This is a genomic window from Acinetobacter sp. V89_7 (genome assembly GCF_029967895.1).
GTDB lineage: Bacteria > Pseudomonadota > Gammaproteobacteria > Pseudomonadales > Moraxellaceae > Acinetobacter > Acinetobacter soli.
This window is the reverse complement of the sequence record NZ_JASCAJ010000030.1, coordinates 68,967-87,406: the sequence shown is the minus strand read 5'-3', so window position 1 is coordinate 87,406 and position 18,440 is coordinate 68,967. Positions and strand designations below refer to the sequence as shown.

Below are 18,440 nucleotides of genomic sequence, written 5' to 3'. Positions count from 1 at the left end.
TCTAATAAATCAACTACTGTGAGAAAAAACCAAATACGATGAATCATTTGGTCGTTAGAGAAATTCTTTTTGAAATGTCAGAGTCTGTCTCATACGTAATCAAAATTCATAGATTCATATCAATTATGTTCTCTATTGTTAAAAAATAGACCAGTCGTCTTGATTTTAATCATAACTCACCTACAATCAATTTTAAAGTCATCAATCAATATTTCTAATTTCTATATAGAAGTGTTTCTTATACAGAATATGGAGTTAAATCAATGAATAATATTACCAATCAGCGTATTGTTTTAGCTGCCAGACCAGTCGGTGAACCAAAACATAGTGATTTCAAAATTGAGGAAGTTCCGGTTCCTGAGCTTAAACAAGGCGAAATCTTGTTAAAAACCGTTTATCTATCACTAGATCCGTATATGCGTGGTCGTATGAGTGATGCTCCCTCTTACGCGGCACCTGTCGAAATTGGTGGCGTAATGGTTGGTGGAACAGTGAGTCAAGTTGTTGCCACTAAAAACTCAAAGTTTAAAGAAGGTGAATGGATTCTTTCTGGAAATGGTTGGCAGGCTTACGCGATCTCAGATGGCACGGCGTGTCAAAGTTTGGGCATGCAGCCCGAACATCCCGCTTGGGCATTAGGTATTTTAGGAATGCCTGGCTTTACCGCATATATGGGGCTTTTGGACATTGGTCAGCCTAAAGCAGGTGAAACCTTAGTGGTTGCCGCTGCAACTGGCCCCGTAGGTGCAACAGTCGGACAGATTGGTAAACTTAAAGGTTGTCGTGTGGTCGGTGTCGCTGGCGGAGCGGAAAAAAGCCGTTATGCTGTCGAAGAACTCGGTTTTGATGCATGTATTGATCATCGTGATGAAAATTTCACAGAGAAATTAAAACAGGCTGTTCCTGATGGTATAGATATTTATTACGAAAATGTAGGCGGAAAAGTCTTTGAGGCTGTATGGCCATTACTTAACTCGGCTGCACGTGTACCTTTGTGTGGCGTAGTTGCTCAATATAACGCGACCAAACAAGCACAGGGGCCAGATCGCCTGCCTGGTTTTATCTCTACCCTATTAAAGAAACGAATTCGCATGCAAGGTTTCATTATTTTTGATGATTATGGTAGCCAGTACCCTGAATTTAATCAGCAAATGTCTGAGTGGCTAAAAGAAGGTAAAATCAAATACAAAGAACATATGGTGCAAGGTTTAGATAACGTGATTGACGCTTTCAATGGCATGCTAAAGGGTGAAAATTTTGGCAAAGTCGTGGTCAAACTCTAACAAGGAAGCCTTATGATTACACTGCATCATTTAGATCAATCACGTTCTTTTCGTATTTTATGGTTACTTGAAGAGATTCAACAGCCTTATCAGTTACAACGCTACTATCGTGATCTGAATACGCATTTGGCTCCAGATTCGTTGAAATCAATCCATGCTTTAGGTAAATCGCCTGTCATAGAATGGGACGGTAAAGTGATTACAGAATCTGGTGCGATTGTTGAGCTTTTAATTGCTAAACTTGCACCACATTTAGCACCCGATTCAAGTGAAGATCTCTATACAGATTACCTGCAATGGATTCATTTTTCTGAAAGCTCTGCCATGTTGCCATTTTTGTTAAAAACATTTAATGCAATGGAAACAAAGCAAGGTACAGAATTGGTATTTTTAGAACGCTATACGCAAGTTGAGTTTGAAAAAGTATTTGGTTTCTTAGATGACTATTTGGCAGATAAAAAGTACTTTGTTGATCAGCGTTTAACTGGTGCTGACTTTATGATGGGCTTTGGATTACATGCTTTAGTTCATCAAATGCAACAGGGTAAAAAGTATCCAAATATTCAACGCTATGTTGAGGGCTTGAGTTTACTGCCAAGCTGGCAAGCCGCGGTCAAAATCGAACAGGAAAAGTCATAATGAAAGAAAATCAGCGTGCTATTGTCGTGGGTGCTTCACGAGGAATTGGTTTAGGACTGGTTCGGGAATTACTTCTTCAGCAGTGGAGCGTTATTGCCACACTTCGAGATATAACTCGTGTACCCGATGACCTCAAACAATTGCTTGCAGAATATCCAGACCAACTGGAATTGGCTGAGCTAGATCTGAGTCATTTAGATACTGCCAATATGATCACCAGCAAATATTCAGAAGGTTCAATAGATCTGCTTTTAGTGTCTGCTGGTATAGCGGGGCCAGAACATCAGCGCGTCGAACAATCACAGCCAAATGAAATTGTAGACCTGTTTTGGGTTAACAGCATTGCACCTGTGACCATTGCCAGAAAATTCCTTCCACTCATGAAAGCAAACAGCCTTATTGCATTTATGAGTTCAAGAATGGGCAGTGTTGCGCTCAATGACGATGGCAGTATGGAGTTGTATCGTGCCAGTAAGGCCGCTTTAAACAGTATCAGCCGTGGTTTTGCACAAAATGAGGCGATTCCGCTGAATATCGGTGTGTTGAATTTACATCCGGGCTGGGTTCAAACAGAGATGGGCGGAAGCCAAGCGCCTGTTACGGTCAAACAAAGTACTGCAGGACTGGTAAAGGTAATACAGGCTTCTATTGGCAGCAACCAACACAAATTTATTGATTTTCAAGGTCATGAAATGGCATGGTGATTTGATCTTTTCAATCGTATGATTTGAATAGGCTTGGTTACCTATCATTCAAAAGAGTGGAAAATAGGTGCAGCCCTACTCTCAACAGGTCATGCAATAAACAAAAAAGCTAAACACCGTTTTGTGTTGTGATGTTCATCAACTCGTTGATATTCACTTTCACCAGATAGGGTTTAGCTTTTTTATTCTGAATGAGTGGCTCAATATCGAGCGTTTTTAAAAATGATTGAACATCGTCGGAGGGAATTAAATCGGCAGTATATTGAACCAATATAACGCGAGACTGTGAAGGTAAAATCAGGAAAACGAGTTCATCGATATGTTGAGCAAAGCTTTGAAGTATTTGTTTCTCTGTTTTACTCAAAATTTGCTGTTTCAACTGATTCTCTTGAAAAATCTGTTCTTGAGTATAGGGCTGATTCATTAATGCTTGAGTAAGTTGCTCAATTTCTATTTGATCGCTTATAAAGGGATATATTTCGATGATCTGGACAAGCTCACTATTTTGAGGCGCTTGAACATTCTTAACATGTGATGTATCGGGATGCTTGGGCTCTAAATTTAATTGTGATAGCAAAGCGGGATCGATTTTTTCAGGATTCAACTGATATTGATCTGAAGTGACTTTAGCACGACGAATGGCTTGTTTGGCTCTAAGCTGGGCTGCCAGTAAAGGATCAATTGCTTGATTTCCCTTTGTTGCCTCATGGCTAAACTCCAGCAGATTTAACTGGGCTGTTTGCTCCAAACTCTGCGCATCATACTGACCAAAAGGCGTTTCAATCAATGTTTCTGGCATGGGTGACATTTTCACGGCGGGTTTAAAACTCAACGAATCATTTTGTTCAACAGCGCTTGTTGGCATGAAGACAACACTCATACCTTTTTTGATTTCTGGCGTTTGCTCAACTGGACGAGAAATAACAAACACGACCAATCCAATATGCAATATTGCAGTGAAAAATAAAGCAACAGGTGAAATCTTGGATTGGTCATGAAGTCTCATAGCTGACTCCCCAGCGATTTAAAATAAATACCTTAAGGTGAATCTTAGGTTACGCCCTTCACTCGGATGGATATGTTTATCTGAAATTCCTTCTCTTTCAGCAGAACCAGGCGCACATGCCGCAGTATTGAAATCTTGTGCAGCACACGATGCATAGTAGTATTCGATATCATTCACCTTTTTATCCAATACATTGAGTAGTTCTATTTGTGTGAAGATATTTTTATTCAGTTGATAGCTGGCTAGTAAGTTAACGATTGTCGATGAGTCCGAGCGAACACTGTTGTCTTCAATCAATGCTCGAGGGCCGAAATACCGTAAACGACCGCCAAAACTCCATTGGTCATTCAATTTATAACTTATACCCGCACTAAGCGTTTTTTCGATGGCTCCGGGAATAAAATCGCCCTCTTCACTGCTATCTTTAAAGCGCGCTTTTGACCATGCCGCATCAATATCAATCATCACCCAATCATTGAGTTGATAAAAATTACTCAGCTCAATCCCTTGGCGTTTACTGGGCCGGCTGGGCTCAGTGGTGCCCGCATCACCAATAAACAGTAGTTCAGAGTCAGAATCCAGGCGCCATAATGCCAGTGTGGTGGTGAGGTTATCAATCAAATGTGCTCTTAAACCCAGCTCTTTATTCACTGTACGTACTAGTGGTGAAACCGAATCAAGTGGTTGTAAGTAATTTGCGTCACGCGGATCTACATTGAGCTTTGTCGTAACGCCCCTTGCATCGTTACTATGAAATCCGTAGGCATAATTGATGTAATATTCGACATTTTTCCATGGCCCTAAAATCAAACTGAATTTCGGACTCAGAATGTGATCTGTTTTTCGGCCACTATTTTCATTTCGATCCGAATTCACATTAAAATGATAAAGGTCACCACGTAAACCTATAATTGAGCGCAACCAAGGTTGCCATGCAATCTGATTTTGTCCCCAAACGCCGAGCGTGGTTTGTTTGACATCATCTTCACGTATTGTATTGAATCGTTGACGATTTTGAGTTTGATGTAAGCCTAGACCATCAATGTCATCATAACGAAGAGATGACCCGACAATATTGAGCATTTCTTTATCGTACCATCGATCACTCCATCCCTTTTGAAACTTCAAACCCAGTAAGGTGCGCTTTTCAGCTTGTTCAAACTGATCGCCACGCAGCGGATCATCTAAAAAGTAAGTAAAATTTGAAAAAAGATTCAGTTCACTACGGACCGCATAGGCAGAAAACTGTGAAAACTCACGATCTGCACGCTGATTGCGATTGAACCACAATGCTGTGCGTTTAGATTTTCCACCATCGGAAGGGTCTAGACTATCGAAACGATCAAGCTGCCCATTTTGAACCAGATGTTCAGGAATCTGATCTGTGGCGTCCCATTTTGCTTGATAATGCTGAAGACCAAACGATGTGTTTTGATCTTCATCGCCTTTAAAATATTTTAAAAAGAGATTTTGTTTAGACAGATTTTCAGGATTTGTCCAAGGCCCGTCACTGCTTTGATTTTCAAAGGCACCAATTAGCTCACCGTCATTTATTTTTACATGCCCAACACCTAAAAACCGTAGTAGATCATGATTACCCAATGTTACCTGTGCAAATGGACGCTCCAGCGTATGAAGGGTGTAAATTTTTGCTGTTCCAGCAGAGGCAAAATCACCATCATCGACAGAAGTTGCACCTTTGTGATAATCAATATTGTGAATCAGTTCTGGGATTAAAAAATTTAGATCGGTATAACCTTGCCCATGCGCATGTGTCACCATATTAAGCGGTTGACCGTCTATTGATGTGGCAAAGTCTGTACCATGATCCAGATTAAAACCGCGTAGAAAATACTGGTTCGCTTTTCCGGAACCACTGTGCTGCGTCACAATGACGCCAGGGATGGTTTCTAATACTTCAGCCGGACGAGACAAAGGACGCGTTTCGATCTGCTCTTGTGTAATTGTTCCTTGAGATGCAGTAAACGCACCGTTTAAAGGATCTATGTTATCGCCTGATGCCTGCATGGTAATGGTAGGTAAATTGGCAATGTACTCTCCCCCTGCCCAGACCGTTTGACTGGTATAAAACCCCGAACTACTCAGCAGTAATACGCTTAACATTGTTTTGTTCATGATGTTTATCTCATTTATAAAGTCAGTTATTTTTAAGTTTTTATAGGCTGGTTCAGTTTAAATTTTCACATCATGACTGATTCACGATCTGTTGTAATTGAGGAATATATTCTGGATGTTGATAACCAGTTTTTTCACTCCAAGTTAGTAATTTTTTAGAAATATCAGTATCTTTAGCTGCGATAGCAAGTGCTGCATACACTTCAAAATCATCATTTTCTCGTTGCATATCCCAGTTTTTAGCCGCGATTTTGAGTCCTTCATTGTATTTTTTAGAAATCCAGAGAAACTGTGCCTGCTCACGTAAATGAATATGGTCATGATGGTCAAGTAAATCTTGTACGCGCTGGGTTAGCTCATTGAGATCAGTCTGGGCACTTGGATCATTCAGTTTTTGTTTGCACAAAATAATGCGGTACATCGCACCGTCATGATAGCGGTAAGGTGTTAAAAGCTTCAGTGCGGTTTGATACTGATGTTGTGCGATGTACCAATTCGCTTTTGCTAATGTATTGGGTAAGTTATTGGTTTGCAGCAATAACATAGATTTATCTGCAAGTGCCGGATCGTTAAACCGTGTGGCAAGTTCAATAAAGATATTTCCCAACCATTGTTGATCTGCGCGGCTCATACGTGGTGTTTGCGAAAGAAGCTGATCAATTTGAGGTTTAAGCTGTGAATAAGACTTTGTCATTGCATCAACCTGCAACTCGCATCCTGCACGATAAAGCATGACTTCAGGCTGCGTCAGCTGTTGGCATAATTGGGTAGACGCACTGTATTTTCCTTGCAAACGGTAAATATTGGCCAGCTGTAAAATAGCATCGCTGTTGTTGGGTTGAGTTTTTAAAAGCTGTTTTAAACGCTGTTCTGCAGCCGAAAAATTATGATTCGCTTGTTCAATACGGGTATTTAACAACTGATTTTCAAGATCTGATGGATCATTGCTTTTTTGCATCAATTGTTCAGCTTTTTCGAGTGAATCACCGTCACCTTTGGCGTAGGCATTTTCAAGTAATACATTCACAATTTGATTACGCGTTGCGTCACTATAAGTGGCTTTGGAATTTTGGTTTTTTTCAGTATTACCGCTATAGCTATGATGGTGCTTTGGATGAGCATAAATCGAACTTACAGGAATCATTAAAATTATGGCGAACGACAGTTTACGCATCAACATTGGGTATCCCTCTTAAATACGCCCGAGGCTCAACACCTAGGGCGCAAATCCTTAAAATTTAACTGCAAGCGGCTCTGCTTTGTTGTCAATCGAAGCTTCTGAAATATCTTTCAGAGATTTGGGTTCAGACTGACTAAAGCTACTTTGTGATTGGTTGGTTAACGTCAAAGTTTCTCGTAACACAGGATCGCTTTGCGTTTGGGTGTTATTGGAAGCATGATCATCTCCACTGCCACCACAACCGCTCAATCCCCAAACAACCATGAACATCAAGGTTATTTTTTTCATGGTAATGACTCCTCATTACTTACTGGCAGTATTGAACGGTGAACCCGCAACTGGAGTGTTAAGATACGGGAAAGTGGTACCAAACTGCTGAGGTGACTGCAATGCACCGTCGGTAAATCCAATCGTACCTGCTTTCGCATCCGACGCTTTACAGCCCACTGCGGTGTTCACACCATCAATGGTACACAGTAAACCCATCGCAACACGTAGCTCGATATCGACTACATCATCTCCCGGACGGCGACCATTTGGGAATCCGCTGGTGTCTCCACCGATCACACCTAAACGATTTTGCTTGTCTTTGGCTTGCGCTGCAATTGCAGTATTTAAGCGCAACATTTCAGAGGCTTTCACGTTTTTAGGCTGATTCAGACCCGGTACTCCAAGTAAAAATGCATTGACCAGATCAGTACGTGGGAAATTGGTTGGCGCAACCACGGCACCGCCTGTAGCGTCTTTAAATAACACTTCAATCAATGTTGGTAATGTTGGATTGGTAACATAATCGGCAAACTGACCATCATTGACTGGTTTGCTGGCATTGAATTTGTCTTTGTCTTTTAAACCAATCACCACCTCATTGACCAAAGGCATACCCAAACGGGAAACTTGCGTCCATGCCCCACCCACTTTAGATACACTGGTCAAATTACTCTCTGGAGTCGGGTTAAGTAAAGTCGCTTGAGGTAAACTGGCTGTGGTCCAACCACCAATTACTGTTTCACCCGAAGACACCAAACATGATTGTGGCACTTCAAGTGCAATGGTCGTCACGTTTTTGTTGCCAATGGTATTAAGTCCTTGGTCTTCAGCATTCACACCCGATGGTGCAAGCTGCGTAGCAGGAATCTTGATATTCACAAGGTCAAAAACTTCGCCAAGATTGACCGCAAATGGATCTTGGCGCTGACCAACAAATACTTTGCCTGATCCGCAGCTGCCAAAGTTGATATTTTGCACAAAACTATTGGCATAAGACTGATAATTGGGAATTGATTTTGCGCCCACATTATCAAAAGGTTTTTTAAAGGAGCCCAACACGTTACGATCGCCTTTACGTCGATCACCTTTGACCATAGTTACGGTATATGTTTCAGCCGTGTTTTGAGCAGAACTGCCATCATTGGTAATTTTTCCAATATTTGACAATGGTACAGAGATATTTTTGCCACCTACAGGTACTTGTAGATCTTTTAACTCCTGATCAAATTTAAATTGAAAAGTAATATCTTCTTGCGCATCACCATTGTTATCGATATGAATCTCATAAAGCGCTTTGGGGTCTAAAGCAAAGTAGTTCGGGCCACCATAAGCATCTTGAAGTGGCTGGTAATTGGCTAAAATGGTGACATAGTCGCCCCGATTACTTTCATAGCTTTTAAACATATAAAAATCGGTGGCATCTACTTTAGGTGTTTTGGTGATGGATGGAGCTTCACGGTGACTGGATGCAAGTGCACAAGCACTTAACCCCATTAATGCCATCGCTAGTGCGATACGATTGTTCATTGGCTATCTCCTTGACCAATATTTAATTTCATCGTTATTACTTTATTTTTTATCCCTACATTGTTTTAAATCATTATGAGGGACCATATTAACATATAGGAGAGAATGTGAATATTATGTGATCATTTTGAAAAATAACGGATGAACTCAATATTTTTATGAAGTCAAGTATTTGCTTTGCAGTCTGATTTCACATGATTTTTATTTTAAAATCTGGATTATTCATATACAAAATACTTTATTAAATGAAAATCATTTGCATATTTTAGATACAAATAAAGATAAATTCTAAAAATTTAAATCATTAAATTTAATTATATTAAAAACAACAGCTTAAAAAAATAAGAATAAAACTATTACTTTTTATTTATATTTATCATTGTATTAATTTAATTCAATTTTTATATATTTCAAGCTTTAAACCAAAGCCACAAAACAAGAGCACCATAAAACATGAATGATCTTCACGATTTTTAAGCTTAATCATTATTTAATTCATCATCTTTTAATTGTTTAAATTTACTTGATAATATTGAAATTACTTTAATTTGTTTTGCATAGCGGCGACAGGATATACACATCAATAAATGTAATTGAAGATGTGTAAGTTCATTTAATGCAAGTGAACGATCTTGTTTTTCCGAGAGTAGTTGAGTCGCTTTTCGACAGGTCAGCATGAACATTCCTCCTTTAAAAGCCATTTATTTTCGAGACATTCTCTTAGGCGTGTTCGACTGCGGTACATCAATACATTAAAATTTGAAATAGTTAACCCTAGCTTATTGCAAATTTCCTGTGAGCTTAGCTCAATCATTTCACGCAACATAAACACTTGTGCCTGCTGTGCAGACAAATGATTGAGGCAGGCATCAAAAATTACCCAGAAGTCTTCTTGTTCAAGCATCTGGTCTGGACTTGGCCATGCCTGTGGTGCTTCATGTGCATGCCAGTGATTCTTGTCATTAAACAATGTATCGATGCTTTTTTCAGAATCATCATCGAATAAATCTGTCATGCTGATCAAGCGTGATTGCTTACGGATAAAGTCGATGATTTTATTTTTTAAAATTGCAAATACCCACGTTTTAAACGCACACCGACCTGAAAACGAAGCGGCATGTTCTAGTGCGCTGATGAGCGCTTCCTGCACGACATCTTCGGCGCTTTGGATAGAAGACATCTGTAACACGGCAAACTTAATCATTTGATGTCTAAGATCGGCAATAAAAATAGGATCATTCAACTGATCAGTAATGTGATCCGCTTGAGTCGACGCAGCTATGGTCATGAAGAATTCTCACTTAGACACAGAAATGGAGACCAAATCAAACTTAAGCAGTAACGATTTCAGTTCATTTAATTGGTTTTCAACCACGTCATTAGGCTGATCTTCCAATATCGATACGATTAAATCATGAAGCGTATCTTGCATAGCGCCACCATGTTCGACCAGATGTTCGATGAGCAACCCAAACAACGGCGATAATCGCTCTAAACGGATTTGATCAATTTCATCACGCCATACCATAATCACACCAGGTGCAAGCTGAATGTCATTCGGTTGTGTATTGAGTGTCCATTCATACACAGGATATTGATAAACCAAAACCCAAACAGCCTGCTTTAACTGCCATTGATAAGGTTCTACACATACCGGTTGATCGATAACCAAAGTGTCTAAATACAATTCAAGCCACTCAAATTGTAGAAGCTCAGCTAACCAAGGATATTGACTAAACATGGGATGAGCTTGATGAGAATAATACTCACGAAACTCTAGCGCTATCTCGTTTGAGTACGGAGATTGACATTTCGAATTTGCGACAAAATCCTGTAATAGTGCTTGCCACTGACATTCGAGCAATAATCTGCGCGTAATCGGATAAACCAGATTGATAAACGAGCTAATATTATTAAATACCAAATCACGATACACTTGCATGCGCTCATGATCGTAAACGCTAGCCAAATCAGAATGTGGATGGCGAATCCAATTACAGAATTGCTGCTGCGTGTGCTGAAATGATTTCTGAATTTGGTTCATATCCACTCTCCATGGCTTGAATGGTCTTAATTTTTTTTAATTCTTTATTGAGTTCTTCCCAACTCGGAATATTGAAATCCCGTTCTAATAATGTTGGCTTGATTCCACATTGTTGATAAGTAAACGCTAGAAGTTGCCATACAGAATCCGTAATCGCATCACCATGTGTATCAATGATCAGGTGATCTTCTACTTGCGCATGACCTGCAATATGCAAATAGCGTATTTTGTCTTGAGGCATCGCACAAATAAACGCTTGAGCATCAGTGCCGTGATTTATGCTGTTCACGTATACGTTGTTTACATCTAAAAGTAATTCGCAATCCGCCTGCTTGATTACTTCTACAATAAATTCTGCTTCGGTCATCTCAGCACCGGGCATTAAATAAGTCGATACATTTTCAATGACTAGCTTTTGCCCCAAAATATCCTGCACACGTAAAATACGCTCCGCAACATAACGAACAGCGTCTTGAGTCATTGGAATGGGTAACAAGTCATATAAGTATCCGCCATCATGAGAATAACTTAAATGCTCAGAGTAAATACTGACATTATAAGTATTTAAAAATGCTTTGATTTTATGAATAAACTCAAGGTTGAGCGGATGTGGCCCGCCAATTGAGAGAGAAAGACCATGACAAACAAGAGGAGACTTTTCAACACAGGTCGCAAGAAGTTTTGCGTGTCGACCGCCAAAGTTCATCCAGTTTTCAGGTGCAATTTCGATAAAATCAGGCGGATAAGCTGCACTTAAAAAATCATCGATAAACTCTCGTCTTAAACCAAGCCCAACGTGTGCAGTTTCAATCATGAGCAAGCTCCTTATCCAGATCAAGATCGGCCCATCCATTGAATGAGCCGATCTTGTACATATCTGATCGGTTTATTTAGAACCACATTTTGCATCTGCCATTTTTTTATCTGCACCACATTTTGCATCTGCCGACTTATGCCCTTTCTTGGCATGATCCGCACCACATTTAGCACTGCCGCACTTACCATCTGCTGCCTTACTGGCATGGGTTTCCGTAGAAGATGAGGTTGCAGCTGTTGCAATCTGAGTTGGGCCAAGGACAGACAAAGCCAATAGCGCAGTCACGGTGGTCATAGAGTTTAATTTGTTCATGATCGATTCCTTTTTACATTTTTTGATTGTGTGTACGGGGTGTACTTGGTGTTAGACGCAGTTCATCTGAATTTATTACACATTAAAAAAAATTTTTTGTGTAAGAAAATCGAGATCCTTTCGACTAATGTGAATTAAATCGCATCGGATGTGAAAAAATGATGAATATTTATACAAAAAAAATCAATCAGCTCTATTTAATTGTAAAAAAAGCGAGCACACCGTTTGATGGCTTACCCGCATTAGCACTGCGATTGTATTTAGTTCCGATCTTTTGGATGGCAGGGACAAATAAATTAATGCACTTTAGCAATATTGTAGAGTGGTTTGGCAATACTGACTGGGGATTGGGCTTGCCCTTCCCCTATGTCATGGCTGCACTTGCAACCTCAACTGAATTGGCTGGCGCAGTTTGTCTGAGCTTAGGTATATTTACTCGCTGGATCAGCATTCCCTTGATCATCACCATGCTGGTTGCAATCTTGACTGTTCATTTGCCAAACGGTTGGCAAGCAATTGCCGATCCTTCGGCGCCTTTTGCAAATGCTCAGGTACTTGCTTCTGCTGAAAAGTTAGAGCGAGCACGACAAATTCTGACCGAACATGGCAATTATGACTGGTTGACCTCAAGTGGAAATTTTGTGATTTTAAATAATGGAATCGAGTTTGCAGTCACTTATCTGATCATGCTACTTGCACTAATCAAATTGGGCGGTGGGCGTTATGTCAGTCTGGATTACTGGTTTCGTTTGAAATAAAACAAATCATCATGCATATTCATGATGCTTTCATACGCTTTCTGATACTTTAGATTCAAAATAATCAGTATCACAGATGCCTATGATGACCTCCACCCAGTCACTTTGGACAATTTTTCTTGTATTTTTGCGCTTAGGACTCACCTCCTTTGGTGGTCCGACTGCGCATCTTGGCTATTTTCGTGATGAGTTCGTCATCCGCCGTAAATGGTTAACCGATGCTCAGTATGCCGATACCGTTGCACTGTGCCAGTTTTTACCTGGGCCAGCCAGTAGTCAGGTGGGTATGGCAATTGGCTACTATTGCGGTGGCTATAAAGGTGCTTTAGTTGCCTGGCTAGGGTTTACCTTTCCTTCAGCCATGATATTAATTTCATTTGCACTGGGTTTTGATCATCTGCAAAGCATGCAACTTACTGGTATTTTGCATGGCTTGAAAATTATCGCTGTAGCGGTGGTGATACAAGCACTTTGGGGAATGACAAAAACTTTATGCCCAGATGCAACCCGAATTACCCTCATGAGTTTAAGCACATTCATGATGTTAATGCTTCCCTCGCTCTGGACTCAGCTCGTGGTGATTATTGTGGCGGGAATATTAGGTACATTGATTTTCAGATCATCGCAAAGCACAGAAAAACAACAAGTATTGACAGCAAATTCTCGTCATATTGGTTTCACTGGATTGATCCTATTTTTTGGATTACTGATTGCGCTACCTGTGCTGAGTTTTACGTTTTCAAACCCAGCCCTTGCGATTTTTGATGCCTTTTATCGTACTGGAGCATTGGTTTTTGGTGGTGGGCACGTTGTTTTACCTTTATTAAACACCCAAGTCGTCGCAACTGGATGGATTGAGCAAAATACCTTTTTAGCCGGTTATTCACTGGCTCAAGCGGTGCCCGGCCCATTATTTACTTTTGCTGGCTTCTTAGGCGCCTCGATGCCTCACATGATCACGCCTTGGCTAGGAGGTATTTTGTGTATTGTAGCAATTTTTAGTCCATCTTTTTTTCTTCTTATCGGCATTTTACCTTTTTGGCAAAGTATTCGTGATCTTGCATGGATGATTGCTGCGCTCAAAGGAATTAATGCAGCCGTGGTGGGCCTGCTGTTGGCAGCTTTGTATCAACCGATCTGGACCAATAGTATTTATACCTCAAAAGACTTTAGTCTGGCACTTCTTGCGCTCCTTGCACTGATGGTTTGGCGACTTCCGGTATGGTTGGTGGTTTTTTTAGGGGGTCTTTTAGGATGGTGGTTGATGTAAAGCAATCTATCTCATTCTAAGATTTTAATTTCAAATTAAAAATATAAGATCACTCTTAAATTCTGCTTGCTAATCAAATCGAAATAAAGATAATAAGAATCATTTTTAACAGCGACTGCCTGAGCATCATCATGCACAAATTGAATTGTTTATCGCATGCAATCTATATCGTTCTTTTTACGGGTTTATCTACAAGTGCTTGGGCAGAAGAAATAACGCAATCAGATGTTGCTACATCTTCAAATATTTTACCCACTATTTCATTACAGGCAGATTCGAACCAGAAAAAATATGCTGCAACCCAAGCAAGTTCAGCACTGAAATCTGATGCACCGTTATTTAAAACCCCGCAATCTGTTAGTGTCATTACGCGAGAACAACTCGATCAAAAGCAAGCAACTACACTTTCACAAGCCATCAATGGTGTTGCTGGGGTCAGTGCTGGCTATTTAGGGCGTAGAGGATGGGACGATTTTATTATTCGTGGTCAAAATTCGTCTGATCAAGTGTATATCGATGGACTTCGACAAAGCCAGTCACCCTTAGATGGTGTTGCAGTCGATTTATCTGGTATGGATCAAGTTCAGGTCATTAAAGGGCCAGCGTCTGTGAACTTTGGATTGGTGCAACCGGGTGGCATGGTCAATTTAGTGACTAAACGTCCCCAAGCCGGAAATTTTGCAACTGCCGATCTGAGCTACGGAAGCTACAACTTCAAACAAGCCACATTTGATTTGAACTATGCGCCAAAGCAAACTGAAAAAGGTGCATTCAGACTGACAGGTCGTGTTTCCGATCAAGACGATCCAACCGACTATGTGTACTTTAAAAACTTTTATATCTCGCCTTCTTATAATTTCGATTTGGGCGATAAAGCCGAACTATCGGTGATTGCCAGCTATCAACATCGAGAATATTTACGTCAACAAGGTTTACCAGTGATTGGCACCTTAAAATCCAATCCGAATGGCGCGATTGACCGAAGCTTATATTTAGGTGAGCCAACTTTTGGTGGGTATGAAGCAGATGTTTACCGCACTGGCTGGAATTATAAATACAAGTTTGATAACGGCTGGACATTTAATCAAAATGCAGCGGTTCAGCAACTGAAATCGACTGGTCGGGTTGTGTTTACACAAACCGGTACAAACTTCTGGGTCAATACCACACCTGCTTATACCACACTCAATCGAACCAATAACGGGCGTTATCAAAGTCATGATACGCTGACTTACTCATTAGATAACAGCTTCCAGCGCGCGTTTAATTTACTGGGTATGCAGCATGATCTCAGCATTGGTGTTGATGCAATGCAGTCAAAAGACGATTATATCAATGATCGATATACCACAGGAAATTTAAACGTTTACAACCCTGTGTATGGGCAAGCAGTTAAATATGTAGCAACAAATAGTACCGAAGATATTAACCGTTTACGCTATAGCGGTTTATATGTGCGTGATCGTATTAACCTAACAGATCAACTGGTACTCAGCCTTGCAGGACGTCAAGACTGGGCCGAGGTATCAACGCAAAATGTTTCAAAGTCGGGAATTGCAGCCAAAGGACTGACCGACCGAAACTCATATAACAAGTTTACCGGAAATGTGGGGCTGCTCTACAGCATTAATGATATCGTGGCTCCTTACGCCAGTTATGCCACGTCGTTTCTTCCGAATACGCGTACCGATGTCAATGGCAGCATTCTGGCACCCGAAACAGGTCAGCAGGCTGAGATCGGTGTAAAACTACAAAGCCCGAACCAGTTGATTCAAGGGAGTCTGGTCTTATACGATTTACGTCGTCAAAACGTTGCAGTCAGCGACCCGAATAATACCTCTGCTTACGTGCTTAATGGCGAGCAATTAACCCGTGGTATTGAAGCAGAGCTCAGTGCCACCGTCATTGAGCGCATGCGATTAACAGCCAGTTTTAGCCATATGTTTGACTCAAAAATTACCAAAGATTCGGTTGCGAGCAATGTAGGTGCAGCACTCGATAATGTCCCTCAAAATAGCTATAGTCTCTCATCACGTTATTATCTGACTGATTTAACATCGGGATGGTTCGTCGGTGCTGGCATTCGAGGTGAAAGCTCAAAATCGTATAAAGGACTCGATGTACACACACCATCTTACTTACTCTACGATGCCGAAGCAGGTTACGAAGCAACACGCTGGGGCGCGCAATTGTCGATTAAAAATTTGTTTGATAAAGACTATTATGCAGGATTACTCAATGCCAATATGGTGACCTTGGGTGATCCACGTCAAATTAACTTTACGGTCAAATTTAAATATTAATTATTCAGTCAGTAGATCACTCCAAAGTGATTTTGGATAAACAAACATTAAATACCGAGTCTATTCATGTCTTATTCATAATTGAGGTGTGTTTACACTCGGTGTTCAAACTTTAAGATAAAATCTCTTGTCTTTCACCTTAACGACATTAAACTATGCGCACTGATTTGGGCGTGAGTTTTATGAAAAAGCAAATTGCAAAAATGATTTTTAAATTGTCTGGCTGGAGCTATCACATTGAGCCAGAGATTCTTGAAAATAAGCAGGTCATTATTGGATTTGAACATACATCTAATCTTGATGCTGTACTCTCAGTTGCTTTGTTTGAAATTTTAGAAATTAAAATTCACACGCTGATTAAAAAAGAGCTCTTTCAGGGACCACTCAAACCACTTTTAGAAAAACTCGGCGGTATTGCGGTTGATCGCCATTCAAAATCAGATATCGTCTCGCAAATGGTCAAGCTATTTGAGCAAAATGATCGATTTAATCTGGTGATTGCACCTCAAGCAACGCGAGCAAAAGACGGCTCTACACGCAAACCGATTCGTACTGGTTTCTGGCACATCGCGCGTGCGGCAAATGTTCCAATTGTGTTGATGTATGCCAACCCTGTTACTAAAGAAGGCGGCATTTTAGGCAAAATTTATCCAGAAAATCTTGAAGCAGACCTTAAGCTTATTCAGGCACTTTATAAAGAAAAAGTTGGCTTAGATATCTGTATTCCAGAACAATCAAATTAACGATCAAAGCTGTATTTATTACGTTTTTATCTGACCAATCGATTATTTTCTCTATCATCAGGCACTTTCTTCAAAAAATATGCTTATGATAGAATTGCAAACATTTGATCTGGTAATGGTACCAATCTGTAAGGAGCATATTTCAACATGGCAGGTCATTCCAAGTGGGCAAACACCAAGCATCGTAAAGCAAAACAAGATGCAAGCCGTGCTAAAGTTTTCACAAAATATATTCGTGAAATTGTAACTGCGGCAAAACTAGGCGGTGGTGATGCAGCCAGCAACCCTCGTTTACGTGCGGTCGTTGAAAAAGCTTTATCTGTAAATATGACACGTGACGCGATCAACCGTGCGATTCAGCGTGGTGCTGGCGGTGAAGACAATGATGATCTGAACGAAGTAACCTACGAGGGGTACGGTGTCGGTGGTGTTGCTGTTCTGGTCGAAACCATGACAGACAATCTTAACCGTACAGTACCAGATGTTCGTCACTGCTTCAGTAAAACCAACGGTAATTTGGGGACTAACGGTTCGGTTTCGTATCTGTTTACCAAGCGTGGTGAAATCAGCTTTGAGGATGTCAGTTTAGAAGACAAAATCATGGAAATCGCACTCGAAGCGGGCGCTGAAGATATCGAAGTGGAAGAAGATGGCATTTTGGTCATCACAACACCAGAGAGCTTTGGTGATGTTCAGGATGCACTTGCAGCAGCAGGCCTGAAATCTGACAATGCAGAAGTAGTGATGAGTCCATCGACCAAAGCTGAAATTACCGATATCGACCAAGCGAAACAAATCTTAAAAATGATCGATATGCTTGAAGATCTGGACGATGTTCAAAACGTTTATACAAACGTTGAATTTTCAGACGAAGTTTTGGCTCAACTTGATGCCTAAATAATATGAAACGCACCGCACAGGTGCGTTTTTTTTAAACTTTATTGAGTAGCTTATAACAATTAAAGACGTTGTATTCTTTAATTACAAAACTTGAATGTAAGGCTACGACATTATCAATTTTACCAATCCGGCGTAGCAAAATATCACTGTAATTATCCATATCACGCGCAACAAGTTCTAAAATAAAATCTGCGCTCTGCCCTGTAACCAAAAACGCATTGGTGACTTCTGGGATATCCTCAAGTTCAGTTAAAAACTTATCAAAAGTTTCGGTATCGTGTTTGCTTAAAGAAACTTGAAGCAAAATATGTAAAGAAAATCCAAGCTTAACAAAATTAATATCACGCTTGAGATTACTCATGATTTTGGATTCAATTAAATGCTTGATCCGTCGATGCACTGAACTGACCGAGAGGTTAATCCGTTCTGACAACTCATTCAGATTGAGGTCTTCATGGGTCAATATCTCAAGAATCTGTTTGTCGTAACGATCAAGCTCCATAACTGCTCCCCACTTATCTTTCATGATTTTAATGACTTCTGGCCAT

19 protein-coding genes are annotated in these 18,440 nt (G+C 40.4%); 8 read left to right on the top strand and 11 right to left on the bottom strand.

The features are described from left to right. Positions 1-263 precede the first annotated feature (263 nt). Genes QLG00_RS10300 through QLG00_RS10290 form a run of 3 tightly spaced genes read left to right on the top strand, consistent with a single transcriptional unit; the run spans position 264 to position 2,626 of the window. Positions 264-1,283 carry an NADP-dependent oxidoreductase gene (locus QLG00_RS10300; RefSeq protein ID WP_282470922.1) on the top strand — a complete coding sequence of 340 codons (1,020 nt, stop codon included), beginning with the start codon at positions 264-266 and terminating at the stop codon, positions 1,281-1,283. A 12-nt stretch (positions 1,284-1,295) separates the two neighbouring features. Then, positions 1,296-1,922, top strand: coding sequence for a glutathione S-transferase (locus QLG00_RS10295; RefSeq protein ID WP_282470921.1), 627 nt, complete (start codon positions 1,296-1,298; stop codon positions 1,920-1,922). Further along, positions 1,922-2,626, top strand: coding sequence for an SDR family NAD(P)-dependent oxidoreductase (locus QLG00_RS10290; protein ID WP_004946870.1), 705 nt, complete (start codon positions 1,922-1,924; stop codon positions 2,624-2,626). The genes QLG00_RS10295 and QLG00_RS10290 overlap by 1 nt, the downstream gene beginning before the upstream one ends. Before the next feature lie 109 nt (positions 2,627-2,735). On the opposite strand, the gene QLG00_RS10285 is transcribed toward QLG00_RS10290, so the two are convergent. The 10 genes from QLG00_RS10285 to QLG00_RS10240 all read right to left on the bottom strand — a co-directional run bounded on the left by QLG00_RS10285 (position 2,736) and on the right by QLG00_RS10240 (position 11,918). After that, positions 2,736-3,632: a hypothetical protein gene (locus QLG00_RS10285; protein WP_151815978.1), complete on the bottom strand. Its 897-nt coding sequence runs from the start codon at positions 3,630-3,632 to the stop codon at positions 2,736-2,738. A gap of 18 nt (positions 3,633-3,650) precedes the next feature. Next, positions 3,651-5,768, bottom strand: coding sequence for a TonB-dependent receptor (locus QLG00_RS10280; protein WP_250365064.1), 2,118 nt, complete (start codon positions 5,766-5,768; stop codon positions 3,651-3,653). Positions 5,769-5,838: 70 nt separating this feature from the next. After that, entirely contained in the window at positions 5,839-6,948 is a 1,110-nt protein-coding gene (locus tag QLG00_RS10275; RefSeq protein ID WP_282470920.1) for a tetratricopeptide repeat protein, read from the bottom strand. A gap of 51 nt (positions 6,949-6,999) precedes the next feature. Next, positions 7,000-7,236, bottom strand: a complete 237-nt coding sequence (locus QLG00_RS10270; protein ID WP_004937138.1) for a hypothetical protein — start codon at positions 7,234-7,236, stop codon at positions 7,000-7,002. Between the two features lie 15 nt (positions 7,237-7,251). Beyond that, the gene (locus tag QLG00_RS10265) at positions 7,252-8,745 is read right to left on the bottom strand and encodes a DUF4331 domain-containing protein (protein ID WP_282470919.1); all 1,494 of its coding nucleotides are present in this window, start codon (positions 8,743-8,745) and stop codon (positions 7,252-7,254) included. A gap of 479 nt (positions 8,746-9,224) precedes the next feature. Beyond that, a complete protein-coding gene (locus QLG00_RS10260; RefSeq protein ID WP_004937134.1) occupies positions 9,225-9,422 on the bottom strand; it encodes a hypothetical protein in 198 nt (65 codons plus the stop codon). Then, on the bottom strand, positions 9,416-10,033 hold the full coding sequence (locus QLG00_RS10255) for an RNA polymerase factor sigma-70 (RefSeq protein ID WP_282470918.1): 618 nt from the start codon (positions 10,031-10,033) through the stop codon (positions 9,416-9,418). Before QLG00_RS10255 ends, QLG00_RS10260 begins: the two co-directional genes overlap by 7 nt. A gap of 9 nt (positions 10,034-10,042) precedes the next feature. Next, entirely contained in the window at positions 10,043-10,789 is a 747-nt protein-coding gene (locus QLG00_RS10250; protein WP_282470917.1) for a putative DNA-binding domain-containing protein, read from the bottom strand. Then, positions 10,740-11,603, bottom strand: a complete 864-nt coding sequence (locus QLG00_RS10245; protein ID WP_048762995.1) for a DUF692 domain-containing protein — start codon at positions 11,601-11,603, stop codon at positions 10,740-10,742. Before QLG00_RS10245 ends, QLG00_RS10250 begins: the two co-directional genes overlap by 50 nt. 72 nt (positions 11,604-11,675) lie before the next feature. Next, positions 11,676-11,918 carry a hypothetical protein gene (locus QLG00_RS10240; protein ID WP_004937127.1) on the bottom strand — a complete coding sequence of 81 codons (243 nt, stop codon included), beginning with the start codon at positions 11,916-11,918 and terminating at the stop codon, positions 11,676-11,678. Positions 11,919-12,076: 158 nt separating this feature from the next. On the opposite strand from QLG00_RS10240, the gene QLG00_RS10235 reads away from it, so the two are divergent. From QLG00_RS10235 to QLG00_RS10215, 5 genes are all read left to right on the top strand, one after another. Next, a complete protein-coding gene (locus QLG00_RS10235; RefSeq protein WP_004937126.1) occupies positions 12,077-12,676 on the top strand; it encodes a DoxX family protein in 600 nt (199 codons plus the stop codon). A gap of 82 nt (positions 12,677-12,758) precedes the next feature. Continuing rightward, the gene (gene chrA, locus QLG00_RS10230) at positions 12,759-13,946 is read left to right on the top strand and encodes a chromate efflux transporter (protein WP_227265633.1); all 1,188 of its coding nucleotides are present in this window, start codon (positions 12,759-12,761) and stop codon (positions 13,944-13,946) included. Between the two features lie 131 nt (positions 13,947-14,077). Continuing rightward, positions 14,078-16,249 (top strand): TonB-dependent siderophore receptor, encoded by a 2,172-nt coding sequence (locus QLG00_RS10225; protein WP_282470916.1) that lies wholly within the window; start codon positions 14,078-14,080, stop codon positions 16,247-16,249. Between the two features lie 182 nt (positions 16,250-16,431). Continuing rightward, complete coding sequence (locus QLG00_RS10220; protein WP_040053976.1) at positions 16,432-16,992, top strand: 1-acyl-sn-glycerol-3-phosphate acyltransferase; 561 nt, start codon at positions 16,432-16,434, stop codon at positions 16,990-16,992. A 147-nt stretch (positions 16,993-17,139) separates the two neighbouring features. Then, complete coding sequence (locus tag QLG00_RS10215; RefSeq protein WP_004937118.1) at positions 17,140-17,889, top strand: YebC/PmpR family DNA-binding transcriptional regulator; 750 nt, start codon at positions 17,140-17,142, stop codon at positions 17,887-17,889. 34 nt (positions 17,890-17,923) lie between these two features. On the opposite strand, the gene QLG00_RS10210 is transcribed toward QLG00_RS10215, so the two are convergent. Further along, entirely contained in the window at positions 17,924-18,394 is a 471-nt protein-coding gene (locus QLG00_RS10210; protein ID WP_004937117.1) for an Lrp/AsnC family transcriptional regulator, read from the bottom strand. Positions 18,395-18,440: the final 46 nt, after the last annotated feature.

Excerpts from the sequence above, each read along its gene's own strand:
- QLG00_RS10255 (WP_282470918.1), bottom strand. The coding sequence starts at position 10,033 with ATGACCATAGCTGCGTCGACTCAAGCGGATCACATTACTGATCAGTTG.
- QLG00_RS10260 (WP_004937134.1), bottom strand. The coding sequence starts at position 9,422 with ATGCTGACCTGTCGAAAAGCGACTCAACTACTCTCGGAAAAACAAGAT.
- QLG00_RS10220 (WP_040053976.1), top strand. The coding sequence starts at position 16,432 with ATGAAAAAGCAAATTGCAAAAATGATTTTTAAATTGTCTGGCTGGAGC.
- QLG00_RS10225 (WP_282470916.1), top strand. The coding sequence starts at position 14,078 with ATGCACAAATTGAATTGTTTATCGCATGCAATCTATATCGTTCTTTTT.
- QLG00_RS10290 (WP_004946870.1), top strand. The coding sequence starts at position 1,922 with ATGAAAGAAAATCAGCGTGCTATTGTCGTGGGTGCTTCACGAGGAATT.
- chrA (WP_227265633.1), top strand. The coding sequence starts at position 12,759 with ATGATGACCTCCACCCAGTCACTTTGGACAATTTTTCTTGTATTTTTG.
- QLG00_RS10265 (WP_282470919.1), bottom strand. The coding sequence starts at position 8,745 with ATGAACAATCGTATCGCACTAGCGATGGCATTAATGGGGTTAAGTGCT.
- QLG00_RS10210 (WP_004937117.1), bottom strand. The coding sequence starts at position 18,394 with ATGGAGCTTGATCGTTACGACAAACAGATTCTTGAGATATTGACCCAT.
- QLG00_RS10280 (WP_250365064.1), bottom strand. The coding sequence starts at position 5,768 with ATGAACAAAACAATGTTAAGCGTATTACTGCTGAGTAGTTCGGGGTTT.
- QLG00_RS10275 (WP_282470920.1), bottom strand. The coding sequence starts at position 6,948 with ATGTTGATGCGTAAACTGTCGTTCGCCATAATTTTAATGATTCCTGTA.
- QLG00_RS10245 (WP_048762995.1), bottom strand. The coding sequence starts at position 11,603 with ATGATTGAAACTGCACACGTTGGGCTTGGTTTAAGACGAGAGTTTATC.
- QLG00_RS10285 (WP_151815978.1), bottom strand. The coding sequence starts at position 3,632 with ATGAGACTTCATGACCAATCCAAGATTTCACCTGTTGCTTTATTTTTC.
- QLG00_RS10240 (WP_004937127.1), bottom strand. The coding sequence starts at position 11,918 with ATGAACAAATTAAACTCTATGACCACCGTGACTGCGCTATTGGCTTTG.
- QLG00_RS10215 (WP_004937118.1), top strand. The coding sequence starts at position 17,140 with ATGGCAGGTCATTCCAAGTGGGCAAACACCAAGCATCGTAAAGCAAAA.
- QLG00_RS10235 (WP_004937126.1), top strand. The coding sequence starts at position 12,077 with ATGATGAATATTTATACAAAAAAAATCAATCAGCTCTATTTAATTGTA.
- QLG00_RS10270 (WP_004937138.1), bottom strand. The coding sequence starts at position 7,236 with ATGAAAAAAATAACCTTGATGTTCATGGTTGTTTGGGGATTGAGCGGT.
- QLG00_RS10250 (WP_282470917.1), bottom strand. The coding sequence starts at position 10,789 with ATGAACCAAATTCAGAAATCATTTCAGCACACGCAGCAGCAATTCTGT.
- QLG00_RS10295 (WP_282470921.1), top strand. The coding sequence starts at position 1,296 with ATGATTACACTGCATCATTTAGATCAATCACGTTCTTTTCGTATTTTA.
- QLG00_RS10300 (WP_282470922.1), top strand. The coding sequence starts at position 264 with ATGAATAATATTACCAATCAGCGTATTGTTTTAGCTGCCAGACCAGTC.